This is a genomic window from Dictyobacter formicarum (assembly GCF_016587435.1).
Genome location: NZ_BNJJ01000016.1, coordinates 87,937 through 101,447, shown reverse-complemented (window position 1 = coordinate 101,447; position 13,511 = coordinate 87,937). Strand labels below are relative to the sequence as shown.

Here is a 13,511-nt window from a genome sequence, read left to right as displayed (position 1 = left end):
AGCGATCCGAAATAGAGTGGAAGTTCGGAATAGGAAAGCTCTTTCAAAACGCATTCGTGAGCGGCTGACCGAAGAAAGTTAACTGGTTCTCTGAGCCAGAGGCAAGTAGGACAGGTGGGTGGTTCCCATGTCGCGATTAACCAGGAAAAGTGGTCACTGTCAGTTTTGTCACGAGGACGTGAACAAACTATATTGCAGATAGTGACAATTGGGGTGGCACCACGGGCATAGCTCTACCGCGAAGTTTGATAACTTCTAACGCGACTATTCTCGTCCCTTCAAAGAGAATGGAGGGGGCGAGGATTTTTTTACCCCTTTGCACCTTCCATCTATCACATTCCAACTTTTTCTTTGTCCTCTCTTATGTATGTTGCTGGCCTGCTGATGAGAGCTAGCGCCAGGCACACGTTCAATGAGGACAAAACAGTCAGGAAGAAGAGGTGCAATACTATGCAAATGCAACTTACAAAGGTTCCCTCAGCGGTGCGCAAACTTCACGTGCCTGCAGTTGTTGAGATCAGTGAGCAGATTATCGCTGAAGAAGGAGCGGTGCTGATCGCTGAGGCGCTGTCGGATGCGGGCAAAAACAATCTACTAGAATTTACGACCGGGCGCATCGGTTTTCTGGTTGAGGGAGATATCCTGCCAGTCGTCCTCGGTAAACGGCGCGCGCTGCGCGAGTATAGTGGCGATATCCCCAAACATGTCGCCGTGGGTGACCTGCTCTATTATCTCTGCGAAAGTGGTGTCGTGGGTGAGATTCGCGGCCTCAATGAGCAGTGGGGAGCCCCAATGCAGGTCAGAATTCTGGGCAGCCTGGTGAAAAATGGTCGCCAGGTCAATATTAAGGATGCCGCCCTCCCCCATCATACAACGCTAGAGAAGAGTGCTCCTATTATTGGTGTGGTTGGCACCTGCATGAATATAGGCAAGACCACCGCCATCTGTAAGATCATCAAACATTTCACGCAACAGGGCCTCCAGGTCGCGGGCGTCAAGCTATCAGGCGTCGCTTCTACGCAGGATCTGGATAAGATCGCGGACGCGGGCGCTTCTCCAGTAATCGGCTTTATGGATGCTGGCCTGCCATCAACCTGTGGCAATCCGAAGGAAGTGGTGGAGGCCGCGATCAGTGTGTTGCACGAGGCCAATAAATCAAATCCCGATCTGATCATTGCTGAATTTGGCGATGGCATTCTGGGCGAGTACAACGTTGGCCATATTCTGAAGTCGCCAGAGATTCAGCAGCATATCAGCTCTTTCATTGTTGGAGCTGGCGATCTAGTCGGAGCATGGGGGGCGCAGGAAATCATGAACCAGTATGGAGTCCCGGTCACCTTGATTACCGGCCCTGCAGTAAACAACGATACCGGCGTCCAGTTTGTGGAGAACCACTTTGGAGTACCCGCCGAAAGTAATCAGCACGCCATGCCGAAAACGCTGCATCTGATCGAGAAGAATCTGGTTGCGATCAAGCAGAAACACCACGCGCAGGCCGTCGCGGCGCGGTCCTGAGCAGAGTTCGTACGTACAGGAGGAAATCGTATGCTTCAACAGCAAACTAATGGCCTGTCACGGCCCCATTTCCTGAATACGGCCGACCTGCCCCAGGAAGAAGTTCAGGCGTTAATAGCGCTGGCCTTAGATTTAAAACAGGGCAAAGCGCAGAAGAGTCTGGCCGGTAAAACGCTGGCCACGCTCTTCTTTAATCCTTCAGTCAGGACACGGGTCTCATTTGCCACGGCCATGTTTAAATTAGGTGGACAGGCGCTGGAAATCAGCAGCAATAATGTGTGGTCGTTTGAATATGCAGATGATGTGGTGATGGATGGCTCGACCATCGAGCATGTGAAAGAGGTTGCCCCGGTGCTTTCGCGCTATTGCGATGGCCTGGCCATTCGTTGTAGTGAGCTGGTCACCAAATCGGCCGAAAGCGCCAGCTCCGGCAGCTGGGCCGAGTCCAAACAAGATATTGTACTCAATAGCTTCGCCAAATATGCCAGTGTGCCCGTAATAAATATGGAGTCTAATGTTTATCATCCCTGCCAGGGCCTTGGAGACGCTGTCACGATCAAAGAGCAGCTGGGCGAGACCAAAGGTAAAAAATATGTGCACACCTGGGCCTACCATCCCAAGGCGCTGCCGATGGCCACGACTAATTCACAGTTACTGGCCGCCTGCGACCTGGGTATGGACGTCGTGCTGGCACATCCACAGGGGTGGGAATTAGATCCTGAGATCCTTGCAATAGCCCAGAAACGTGCTATACAGAGTGGAGGCTCATTTTCGATCTCATATGATCAGAATGAAGCCGTCGAAGACGCGGATATCGTGTGTGCAAAGAGCTGGGGCGCCCTCCCCTATTATGGCAACTGGGAAGCTGAAAAACAGGCGCGGGCGCAACTGAAGCACTGGATTGTTGATGAGTCAAAAATGGCTCGCAGCAGACATGGCAAGTTTATGCACTGCCTGCCGGTGCGTAGAAATGTCGAGGTCACGCAAGGCGTACTGGATGGTACCAGTTCGATCGTCATTGACGAAGCCGAAAATAGAATGTGGGCCCAGATGGCCCTGCTGGCGACCCTGTTAGGAGATTAAGCCAGTATGTGGCACGTACCAGGCCTCTGATCCATTTCGGTTGACCTGTCATTATATTCTGCTTAAACCGCCTGGCAGCATACAGGGGTTAGCAGTAGAAAGGATGATCCATGCACACGCAAGTACTATCCAAACCCGAGTCAATACAGCGCCCAGCCCGCTACGGCAAACTAATCCTGGAGGATGGGACGCAATTCGAGGGCCTCTCCTTTGGCTATGAAGAAGGAAAATCCGGCGAGATCGTGTTCAGCACCGGCATGGTGGGCTATCCAGAGGCGCTGACAGATGCCTCGTTCGCGGGACAGCTATTGGTATTGACCTATCCATTAGCCGGCAACTATGGTGTGCCCACCATGAGCAGATGGGAAGATGATCATATTCACGCCACTGGCCTGATCGTGTCCAATTATATCGATACGCCGTCACATGCCCAGAGCACGATGACCTTGAGCAACTGGCTCATACAGGAGAAGGTTCCGGCGCTCGAAATTAAAGATACCCGCCTGCTCACCCAGCATATTCGCAATCATGGCGCAATGCTAGGAAAAATTGTCTTCGATGAAGATGTGCCTTTTTTTGATCCCAATCAAAGCAACCTCGTCGCACAGGTCTCAACACAACAGGTCACAACACTTGGTCAGGGTTCAAAGACGATCGCTCTACTGGACTGTGGGGCCAAGAAGAATATTGTGCGTTGCCTGCTCCGGCGCAATGTGCAGATCGTGACGGTACCCTGGGATTATAATTTGTTTGCGAACAATCAGGCATTCCATTTCGATGGTCTGCTGGTTTCCAATGGACCAGGCAATCCAAAGACAGCGACCACTACTATCGAGACTATTCGCACGGCGCTGGAGCATAAAATCCCAACTCTGGGCATCTGTATGGGAAACCATTTGCTCGCGCTGGCAGCCGGCGGTGATACCACCAAGATGAAGTTCGGACACCGCAGTCAGAATCAGCCCTGCATCATGCAGGATAGCCCACGCTGCTATATCACGACTCAGAATCATGGTTTTGTGGTCAGCGAGGTTCCGCCTGAATTCGAGCCCTGGTTTATCAATGCCAATGACGGCAGCAACGAAGGTATCAAGCATGTTTCGCAACCCTTCATGTCGGTCCAATTTCACCCCGAAGCAGCCCCTGGACCAGTGGACACTGAGTGGGTCTTTGATTACTTCCTGGAGAAGATTTAATGAAACAACTACGCAAAGTGCTGCTGCTGGGGTCTGGTGCATTGAAAATTGGTCAGGCCGGTGAGTTTGATTATTCTGGCTCACAGGCCCTCAAGGCGTTGAAGGAAGAAGGGGTCCAGACTGTCCTGATTAATCCCAATATCGCGACAATCCAGACCTCACAATTGCTGGCAGACCGGGTCTACTTTCTGCCCGTTACGCCCTACTTCGTGGAGAAGATCATCCAACGCGAACGGCCGGACGGCATCTTGCTGTCTTTTGGTGGCCAGACAGCTTTGAACTGCGGCATCCAGCTCTATGAACAGGGCATTCTGGCCCGCTATAACGTGCGTATTCTGGGCACGCCAATCTCGGCCATTATTCTGACCGAGGATCGCCAGAAGTTCGCCGAACATCTACACAGCATCCACATTCCGACTCCGCAGAGTCAGAGCGCCACCACCCTGGCCGAAGCGCTTGAACTGGGAGAGCAAATCGGCTTTCCCGTCATGGTGCGAGCCGGTTTTGCCCTGGGTGGGCAGGGCTCCGGGATCGCTTATACAAAAACAGAACTTAAGCATATCGTTGAACACGCACTTTCGTTTGCCCCGCAGGTGCTGGTTGAGCAATATCTTCATCACTATAAAGAGATTGAATATGAAGTAGTTAGAGATCATCATGATAACTGCATCACTGTCTGCAATATGGAAAATATGGATCCGCTGGGCATCCATACCGGCGAATCCATTGTGGTCGCGCCCAGCCAGACCCTGAGCAATGAAGAATATCATCTGCTGCGTTCAGCTTCGATCCAGATCGTGCGTAGTCTGGGCATTGTCGGCGAATGCAATGTACAGTTTGCTCTGGACCCGGTGAGCACTCAATATTATGTGATCGAGGTCAATGCGCGCCTCTCGCGCAGTTCGGCCCTGGCCAGCAAGGTCACAGGCTATCCACTGGCATACATCGCCGCCAAACTGGCGCTTGGCTATGATCTAACCCGGCTCCCCAACAAGGTGACCGGCGTAACCAGCGCCTGCTTTGAGCCCAGCCTCGACTACCTGGTCGTGAAGATACCACGCTGGGATATCGCCAAATTTAAAGGGGTGGAGGAAACAATTGGGACGGGTATGAAATCTGTGGGTGAAGTGATGGGTATTGGTCGCACATTTGAAGAAGCCTATCAAAAAGCACTACGTATGCTGGAGCAGAACTTCGAGGGTGTGCTCCCACCCGCTGATTTCTTCTCCTCCCAGACCGAAATGCAACACTATCTCTCTATACCGACCCCTAAGCGCCCGTTTGCGCTGGCGCTGGCGCTGCAGCAGGGCATCACAGTTGAAGAAATTTATACACTGACCGGGATCAATCCCTGGTTTCTGGCGCGTATTAACAATATTATTGAGCATGAGCAGGCTGTGACGCCGGCCAGCGAGCTGACGGCAGCCCAATTGTGGAAATTGAAACAGCTTGGAACTTCAGATAAGCGGATCGCAGAACTACACGGTAGCGACGAGATGAGTATACGCAAGCTGCGCCAGCAACTGGGCGTATTGCCCTCGGTCTTCCAGATCGACACGCTGGGCGCGGAGTTCCCGGCCGAGACCAACTATCTCTACCTGACCTACAATGCACAGCACCACGATGTCAGTCCCTGTGCTGGCGATGGGATTATCGTGCTGGGCTCTGGCCCATACCGTATTGGTTCCTCGGTAGAGTTCGACTGGACCAGCGTCAGCACGGTCGAGGCACTGAAAAAGCATGGCAGGCAGACCATTATCATCAATAGCAATCCAGAAACCGTCTCCACCGATTATGATGTCTCGGATCGACTCTACTTCGAAGAACTGACCTTTGAGCGCATCGCGGACATCTATGATTTTGAACAGCCGGACGGGTTGATTGTCTCGGTAGGAGGACAAACGCCAAATAATCGCGCCCAGCTGCTGGCGGCGTATGGCTGCCATCTTTTGGGCACGCTGGCCAAAAATATCGATCGCGCCGAGAACCGCAGCACCTTCTCACGACTCCTGGATACGCTGGGTGTACAGCAACCGGAATGGAATACATTCACGACCCTGAGCGAGCTAACTGCCTTTGCCGAGCGAGTCAGCTATCCCGTCCTGGTTCGACCATCCTATGTACTCTCGGGAAGCGCCATGAAGGTCTGCGACACCCCCGAAGAACTGGAACTGTATACATGCCAGGCCGCCGCGCTCTCGCCCGATCATCCCGTGACCGTTTCAAAGTTCTTTGAATATGCTCGCGAGGTGGAGTTCGACGCCGTGGCCCAGCATGGACAGGTCAAGGCCTATGTCATCTCAGAGCATATTGAGAATGCCGGCGTCCACTCGGGTGATGCGACGATCGTCTTGCCGCCACAAACTCTCTCCGAAAGTTTGCAGCAGGACATTGCCGCGATTGGACGTCAGATTGTTCAGGCGCTGGATGTGACAGGGCCAGTCAACATTCAATTCTTGCTCAAAGATGGTCAGCTTTATGTGATCGAGACCAACCTGCGCGCCTCGCGTACCTTCCCATTCATCTGCAAAGTCACCGGTATCAACTTCATGGACATCTTTGTGGACGTCATCTTCTCGCAAGAAGAGCTTCCCTGCATTGAGGTCCCGGAACCGGCCTTTGTGGCATTGAAAGCACCCCAATTCTCCTTTTCGCGCCTGATCGGAGCCGATCCAGTCCTGAGCGTAGAGATGTCCTCCACCGGCGAAGTTGCCTGCTTTGGTGAGGATCTGGAGGAGGCTTATCTGAAGGCTATTCTGGCTGCGGGCGGTACGCTGCCACAGAAAGGCATCTTCCTGAGCCTGCATGGTGAAGAGAAGCAAGACGCCCTGCTAGCCAGCCTGCAGCATCTAGAGGCGCTGGAGCTGCCACTCTATGCCACGGCAGAAACCTGGCAATTTTTGCGGCAGCACCATATCACGGCAACATTGCTCTCAGAGGATAATGGAGAGGTAGAGCAAGCCTTCCGCCAGCAGCAGATCGATCTGGCGATCATCATCGTTGCAGGCCGCCTGCAGCGCGATTTCGACCAGAACTATACCCTGCGGCGCCTGGCCATCGACTGCAACATCCACCTGATCACCAAGATCAAGCAGATGCGCATTTTCCTGCGCGCCCTGGCCAGCAAAAACCTGGCCGCCCTGCCCATCAAAGCCTGGGACGAGTACCAGCACGAGCAGCCGCTCGAGGAACTATACCTACCTGAGCCCACCTTGATGAGCCGCCAGCCATAGGCGCACAACCAACCTGGCAAGAAGACATGAGACGAATGTTTGGGATGTCTCATGTCTTCTTTTTTACTACCTCAGTGCATGAAAAACCATAATTTTCCATTAGTTTCTTTTAAATTAAAATATATTTAAAAACATCAAACAAACATTTTTGCACTAATATATAATTTTTCAATATTTTATGCTATAATATAAAATTATATTCCTTTTGTGGATGGGTAGGTAGGTAGAAAGGGACGTCAATGGATGCATCTTCTTCTTTCTTTCATCAAATCCGGCTCTTTCGACGTTGCTGCCCAGTCTGAAATTGTATGGCGCATTGTTGATCACTAGCAAGACACAGGTAACAGAGAAAGGACGGTCCAATCCTATGCAATTGAAATGCGTGTTGTTGACAAGACATCTACGTAATAGCCTGATCCTGGGGATATTCCTGCTGACAATTTTCAAAGGTGATGCCTTTGCCTGGCCAAAACCACCATACCCAAGGCCGCCGCAACCACCAATAAATCAGACCTCACCAATCCAACACATCATCTATATTGTGCAGGAGAATCGTTCCTTTGACTCCTACTTTGGACGTTACCCGGGAGATGGCAATGTGCAAGGAGTATATTGTGCAACGCTGACGCTGCAACCATGCACTAATCCAAAAACAGTGCCGCTTCGAGCCCTTAATGAGACGACAGGCAGCATGCTTCCTGATTTCGAACACTCCTGGAGCTCAGCACACATAGACTATGATAGCGCACAAATGGATAAGTTTAATCACTCGATGGAGTGCGCTGCATTAGCCTGCTACGTTGCTGCGCATCGGCGTGAGATCCCCAATTACTGGAAACTCGCAGATAACTTTGTGCTCGGAGACAACGCATTTTCATCGGTCATGGGACCTAGCTTCCCCAATCACCTCTATGCCGTCGCGGCCAGGTCAGGGCCAATTTTCGTTGGCAGTATGATTAACAACCCAACAGAACCGATCAGGTGGGGATGTCAGGCACCCAAGAATTCAAAGGTGGAGACCTTCACCCATGCCTCAAATACAGAACCATTTACAGGAAACTTTATCTCTCCCCCGCCCTGCTGGACCAACAATCAGGTAGGCACGCTGGCGTCTGAAATGAATCGTTTTGGCAAAAGTTGGAAATATTATGTTTCCAATACAACGGATTCTAATGATTCCCTGGCCTCATTTTCAGATGTGAATGTGCCATCCACACCAACCCACCCCAATGGAATTGACACCAGATTGAATGGTTTCCAAATGGATATAGCAAATAATACCCTACTACAATTCTCCTGGCTGTCTGCTGATCATACACAAAATGAGCACCCCGGACAATCTACTTCTTGTCAGGGAGAAAATTGGGTCAGTGAACAGATCAACGCGGTAGAAAGCAACCCACAGGTCTGGGCGCATAGCGTGATTGTCGTGACATGGGATGATTTTGGTGGCTTCTATGATCATGTTGCTCCGCCACTGCTACACAATGAGCCTATTGGTTTCGGATTTCGAGTACCATTGCTTATCATTTCACCTTTTGCCCATCATGCCATCAGCAACCGACGCTACGACCTCACCAGTACCCTCAAGTTCGCTGAGGATACGTTTTTAGGCCCAACTCCACCTCGGCTGAGTCAGAGAGAGCTGCAAGTAGCTAGTATTGGAGATGATCTAAATTTTGCAGCGTCACCAGTTCCGCCAGTGACACTTCCAATCAGGAAGTGCCCATAACGGACCAGTATGGTTCACTCACACTGATGACTGTTCGTCCGAAAGAGGAAGGCAAACAAGTGCCCACGTCTGGCTTTAGTTGTTTATCGCCAAATCGACGCGCACAACGATGCCCGACCTTAAAAATTGGCAGTCTCTATGTTTGTTTCCTTCATAGCCCAAAGACAGCGGAGTTATTGATCTGTCTTTGGGCCGTGCCACGTTTGCATTATCACGCTAGCATATTCCTGTTGATGGTTATTTTGAGGCTTTTAACACATTTTACCTAAATGAAGTATAACCAACCACAGAGAGTTGTGTCAATGGTTCATGCAGCACAGGGAGTCATTCATTTTGTTGCAAAAGGGCAATGCAAGAAGAAACAAGAACGAATCCTCGTAGGTGCCGGGCTCAGCCCCGGCTTGCCGCGAAGCGGCCCCGTGCCCGGGCGCGTGCGTTCTCTAGAAACGTCACATCCCCAGCGAGCGTTACTCCAACGGATGTGCTCGCCGATGCATTGTCGTACGTTTTTTGGAATGGAAACGTGTTTGGGAAACGTGAACCGCTCGGGAGTCGGCCGCTTTGCGGCAAGCCGGGGCGAGCCCGGCACCTACCGCAGCGGCCGTGTTAGACGAACATTTTCTCGATGGAGGAGACCAGAATGCCCTGGGCGCCTAGCGTTTTGAGCTCTTCGATGACATCCCAGAACATGTCTTCGCGGATGGCGGTATGTACGGCCATCCATGAGGGGTCCGCCGTTGGCAGTACGGTGGGGGATTTGAGTCCGGGCATGATGGTCGAGATGTATTCCAGCGCGCTCGCCGGGACGTTCATCATGACGTATTTATATTCTGAGGCGGCCATTACGCCGCGGAAACGCGTCAACAAGCGCTCGACAATGGCCGCCTTCTGATTGTCAGCCAGCGAGTCGCGGTTGGCAATTACGACCGACTGGGAGTCCAGCACATTTTCGATCGCGATCAGGTCGTTCAAGCGTAAGCTACTTCCGGTACTCACCAGGTCAACAATGGCCGAGGCCACGCCCAGCGCGGGCGTAATCTCAACGCTACCACTGATAGTGATCACGTTGACATCCACGTTGCGTTCCTCGAAGAAGCGACTGGTAGTGACAGGATATGAAGTAGCGACCTTGCAGCCTGCCAGTTGCTCGATACGTGAAATACCACTCTCAGCGGGAACAGCCACCTTCAAACTACAATGGCCATAATTGAGCGGCATAATCTCTTCAACCGGCTTATCAGCTTCTACGACCAGGTTGCGACCCACGATACCCAGATCTACCACACCTTCAGCTACATATTCCGCAATATCGTCATCGCGTACGTAGAGAATATCCATTGGAAAGTTGCGGCAGATACTAAAGAGGCGTTGCTTATACGATTCAAAATGCAAGCCTACGGTACGCAACAAATTGCGCGTATCTTCAGTCAACCGACCATCCTTCTGTATCGCCAACTTAATGTGATCACCACTCAATTTTGATGTCATCGCCAGTTTTCTCCTTCAGGTTTTACCAATAAAAAAACCCTCATTCCTCGCTACTCGAGGAACGAAGGTCAATCCGCGGTCCCATCCTCATTTCTGTCAAACAGACAGACTCTCGGTCTCATAATCCTGGTCCCTGCTACAGAGGGGCTCAGAACTAAGAGTTGCTCATGATAACGGATGAGGCCATCCGGTGTGCTTTGGCACTGGGTATGCTCGCACAAGGCTCTCTCGGTGTGTTCAGTCGGTAGGTATACCTGGATTTGCACCAACCTCCAGGTCGCTATATATACCACACCCGCCTACTCTTCCTCGATCACTCGCCTCTACTTGGATACATTGTATTGTCATTTATTCTTTTTCGTGGTTGCAACACATTTACCCATCCTGTTACAACTACGAAATCAATTTGTTTATCCAGCTTTGTACTTAGTATATAAATCGCCTATACCATTGTCAAGAGAAATTTAGAGATTTAAAGATCTTTTAACACAAGCATAAAAGAGAATAGCAGCGTGGCTTTATGCGAATATATATCCGCAAAAGAGCGCGTTTCACGCACATGGCCATCGGGATAGGATGACTCGCCAGTTAGCGGTGCGGTGCTGGAGCTAGTCGGCAGCCGAGGTAGCAGCGTCCTCGTCTACTACTGGTGGCGTCATTGGATCGGTCACCGGCTCAGCCTCAGGTGCCACAGATCTAGCCGGCCCTGGTCGATAAACAAAACGATCCGAGACCAGATACTTGTAGACAAACGAGAAGCAGAGCCCAATCGGGTTGGCAAGGTATTCGCTCATATGAAATATATAGTGGAAGATCAACGCCACAGAGAAAGAAATCACCAGGGCAGAAACGCTGGTAATCTCGGCTTTCAGCAGACGCTGAAACCAGATAGAGGCGCGATTGGGGAGGTGTTCGGGATAAGTAATGACCTGATTCAAAACAAAATTGAGGCCATTACTGACAGCAAAAGCAAAGACATAGGCGGCTGGATAGAAATGGATCAACCACATAAATCCAGCCAGCACCAGATCATTGAAAAGGATGCCGATTCCGCCGATAACGGCAAAGCGGACAAATTTTTTGCGTACTAAAGTTGAGAAAAAAGCAAAAATAGAAGATCTCCTTTTCTTCAGAATGCACAGGTTGGCAGGTGTCTTTGCTATTGTTACGTATTGCATAATATACCAGATCCAAAATTGGACTTCATTACCATTGCATCTTTACTATGTATACCTCATCGGTGAAGAAATGCCTATGGATTTTTCCAATCTCAGATCTATATTTAATTTAATTTTTTAAACCACAAAGGAAAGATTGCCTTTTGTAATTCTGCTTATATTAACGTTCGGGGGATGGGGCTGGTTACCACTGATCCCAGTGTAGGACTGTATCCAGGGGTTCGCGTGGAGCGGGCTTGAAATCGGTCCCCAATGTGTAGGCAACGGGTATGATAGCGACCTGAGTAACCTGTTCGTAAGGAATGCCGATAATCTGGGCAACCTCTTTTTCGTAGTCCAGGTGCAGGGTAGTCCAGGCAGTTCCCAGGCCACGCTCGCGAGCAGCTAGCATAAAGCTCCTCAAAATAAAAGCTCTCTTGCAGCCGGTTGATTACCGCTACAAGAGAGATAAACAGATGCCAGATAGAGATATTCCAATCTGGACTATCAGGCTACCAATCTATAGCTCGCTTCATGGAAGTAAAGCGGCATAACAGACAAGTTGTAAGCGTTACAATGGTTGATTGGTGCGCCACTACTCAGTTGGTCCCTGACCAGAAGACGTTTGTGATGTATATCCCTGACCCGGAGCCGTCTGCGAGGGATATCCCTGGCCCTGAACAGGTTGTGCCGGTTGTCCTTGTCCAGGAGGCATAGACTCACTGGGAGCTTTGCCCGCCATCGGCGGGGGCTGATTAAAAGGCTGAGACATATCTATCTGCGACTGCCCGGCAGGTGCCATGGCCGCGCTCATACGGTACTCACTGCGTTCAAGCACGCGCTTGGCACTATCGCGTCCACCCAGGCCAAAGGCCAATCCACAGGCTAGCGCAATGCTACCTACAACGGCTGTGAATAGAGTAGTAATCAGGGTTGGCGCAATTTGAAGCTGCTCTAAAGCTATCAGAGCAGAAAAACCCAGGATCGCATAGCGTGCAATGTTGGCCAGGACATTGGGGTTAGCCATCCGCGCACTGGCTGAGGCTCCTCGCACCAGATCAGCAACAAAGGTAGCTAGCAACGTACCCAGGAACAGAACGATAATCGCCACAAAAACATTTGGAATATAGCCGACAATTTGTCCAATCAGGACACTGACCGCAGTCAACTCCAGAGCGTTGAAAGCAGGCACCAGGAAAATTAAGAAAACGAACCAGAAGAGGACTCTTCCTAACAAACTTGCTGGATCCATACGCAGGTTCATCTGTTGCTCAAAACGGGTAAAACCGATGCGATCGCTCAGACGATCAAAGCCAACCCGGCGGAGCAATAATGTCAGCCCTTTTGCAAGCAACGACGCTACAATCCAACCTACCAGCAAAATGACCAAGAATCCAACCAGCTTCGGAATGAAAGCAAAAACCATGGCCAGGGCAGTCGCCAACGATGAATAGATGGCAACGCCCCAATTCGTAATGACGCTCATGAGATGCTCCTTTCGCAGGGTAAGTGTTACTGACTGCCTGGATCAACCCTATATAACATACGAATTATATATGCAAACTGTTGCTACTTTTCTATCACATATCTATACTCTACATGTATAAAATCACGACCATAAGTATATCCAACAAAATAGGAGTAAGTTTTACATGTCAGTCTGTTGACATGTGAAACTTATCCTCATAAACATCATTTTTTATGTGCAGTCATGGGTTTGACATTTCAAGAGAGGACTGTTATTCTAATACACATACCAAATAAGACTCGCGTTGAACGAAAATAGTACGAGAGTTACAGCCAACAGCGATCCGAAGCAGAGTGAAAGTTCGGAATGGTCGTGTTCTCTCAGAACGCATTTGTGAGCGACTGACCGAAGAAAGTTTTCTGTTTGCCCTATGTTTAAAGCCAGCAGGAGACAAGTAGGACAGGTGGGTGGTTCCCATGTCGAAACAATAACCAGGAAAAGTGGTCTTTCTAGCAATCGGATGAAAGACAATTAGGGTGGCACCACGGGTGTGATAGGGCAAACATACTATCCCTGCACTCTCGTCCCTTCAAGATTGACGGAAGGGGCGGGGGTTTTTTATTGCCTCGCAGCTTCTTC

At 50.6% G+C, this 13,511-nt stretch carries 8 protein-coding genes and 1 pseudogene; 5 read left to right on the top strand and 4 right to left on the bottom strand.

What is annotated here, in order from left to right:
* Window positions 1–450 precede the first annotated feature (450 nt).
* The 5 genes from JMI88_RS25790 to JMI88_RS25770 all read left to right on the top strand — a co-directional run bounded on the left by JMI88_RS25790 (window position 451) and on the right by JMI88_RS25770 (window position 8,759).
* On the top strand, window positions 451–1,515 hold the full coding sequence (locus JMI88_RS25790; protein WP_201364839.1) for a P-loop NTPase family protein: 1,065 nt from the start codon (window positions 451–453) through the stop codon (window positions 1,513–1,515).
* A gap of 30 nt (window positions 1,516–1,545) precedes the next feature.
* Window positions 1,546–2,598 carry an N-acetylornithine carbamoyltransferase gene (locus tag JMI88_RS25785; RefSeq protein ID WP_201364838.1) on the top strand — a complete coding sequence of 351 codons (1,053 nt, stop codon included), beginning with the start codon at window positions 1,546–1,548 and terminating at the stop codon, window positions 2,596–2,598.
* Window positions 2,599–2,708: 110 nt separating this feature from the next.
* Window positions 2,709–3,794 (top strand): glutamine-hydrolyzing carbamoyl-phosphate synthase small subunit, encoded by a 1,086-nt coding sequence (gene carA, locus JMI88_RS25780; RefSeq protein ID WP_201364837.1) that lies wholly within the window; start codon window positions 2,709–2,711, stop codon window positions 3,792–3,794.
* Complete coding sequence (carB, locus tag JMI88_RS25775; RefSeq protein ID WP_201364836.1) at window positions 3,794–7,027, top strand: carbamoyl-phosphate synthase (glutamine-hydrolyzing) large subunit; 3,234 nt, start codon at window positions 3,794–3,796, stop codon at window positions 7,025–7,027. Before carA ends, carB begins: the two co-directional genes overlap by 1 nt.
* Window positions 7,028–7,394: 367 nt before the next feature.
* The gene (locus tag JMI88_RS25770; protein WP_201364835.1) at window positions 7,395–8,759 is read left to right on the top strand and encodes a phospholipase C; all 1,365 of its coding nucleotides are present in this window, start codon (window positions 7,395–7,397) and stop codon (window positions 8,757–8,759) included.
* Window positions 8,760–9,365: 606 nt separating this feature from the next.
* On the opposite strand, the gene hisG is transcribed toward JMI88_RS25770, so the two are convergent.
* From hisG to JMI88_RS25750, 4 genes and pseudogenes are all read right to left on the bottom strand, one after another.
* Complete coding sequence (gene hisG, locus JMI88_RS25765; RefSeq protein ID WP_201364834.1) at window positions 9,366–10,247, bottom strand: ATP phosphoribosyltransferase; 882 nt, start codon at window positions 10,245–10,247, stop codon at window positions 9,366–9,368.
* Between the two features lie 608 nt (window positions 10,248–10,855).
* Entirely contained in the window at window positions 10,856–11,425 is a 570-nt protein-coding gene (locus JMI88_RS25760) for a GtrA family protein (RefSeq protein ID WP_201364833.1), read from the bottom strand.
* Window positions 11,426–11,609: 184 nt separating this feature from the next.
* Window positions 11,610–11,822: pseudogene (locus JMI88_RS25755) on the bottom strand (nitroreductase family protein); the annotation flags it as partial.
* A gap of 177 nt (window positions 11,823–11,999) precedes the next feature.
* Window positions 12,000–12,890 carry a mechanosensitive ion channel family protein gene (locus JMI88_RS25750; protein WP_201364831.1) on the bottom strand — a complete coding sequence of 297 codons (891 nt, stop codon included), beginning with the start codon at window positions 12,888–12,890 and terminating at the stop codon, window positions 12,000–12,002.
* Window positions 12,891–13,511 lie beyond the last annotated feature (621 nt).